The organism is Aeromonas sp. MR7 (assembly GCF_963899385.1).
GTDB classification, from domain to species: Bacteria; Pseudomonadota; Gammaproteobacteria; order Enterobacterales; family Aeromonadaceae; genus Aeromonas; species Aeromonas bestiarum.
Genome location: NZ_CAWQXH010000026.1, coordinates 1 through 601, shown reverse-complemented (window position 1 = coordinate 601; position 601 = coordinate 1). Strand labels below are relative to the sequence as shown.

General features: G+C 47.1%; 1 tRNA gene and 1 rRNA gene. Both read left to right on the top strand.

Annotated elements, in window-relative coordinates:
- Positions 1-117, top strand: a 16S ribosomal RNA gene (locus AACW87_RS14570); the annotation flags it as partial.
- A gap of 199 nt (positions 118-316) precedes the next feature.
- Positions 317-392 (top strand) — tRNA-Glu (locus AACW87_RS14565).
- The last annotated feature ends 209 nt before the right edge of the window (positions 393-601 follow it).

The window sequence follows — 601 nt, the reverse complement described above, 5'->3', positions numbered from 1 at the left end:
GCACCAGAAGTAGATAGCTTAACCTTCGGGAGGGCGTTTACCACGGTGTGATTCATGACTGGGGTGAAGTCGTAACAAGGTAACCCTAGGGGAACCTGGGGTTGGATCACCTCCTTACCTTAAGATGTCGAAGTTGTTGAGTGTTCACACAGATTGCCTTGATTCAAAGTAGTTAGAGCAAAGACCTGATGCGCAAGCGTCAGTGCTTGTTTGGTGAAAGCCAAACGAGAGAAGCCCTTTTGTTGGGTGTTGGGATGTGAATAATGGCGCGAGCCGTTACCCAATGACCTGCGCGCGAGCGCAAAGACAAATCCGGGTCCCCTTCGTCTAGAGGCCTAGGACACCGCCCTTTCACGGCGGTAACAGGGGTTCGAATCCCCTAGGGGACGCCACTTCTCTTCTTGCTAACAAGAATGCAGAGTTAAGAACGAAATTCTTAACTCTGTTTTCTTCAGCCTTGTGCTGTTGCAAACATGCTCTTTAACAATCTGGAAAGCTGATTTAAAAAGTAGTTCTCAAACATTTGTTACAAGTGCTTTGGAAACTTCTTGGCGAAAACCAAAATTTATTTTGGTCCTTGTTGTACAGCAACAAGTCGCGT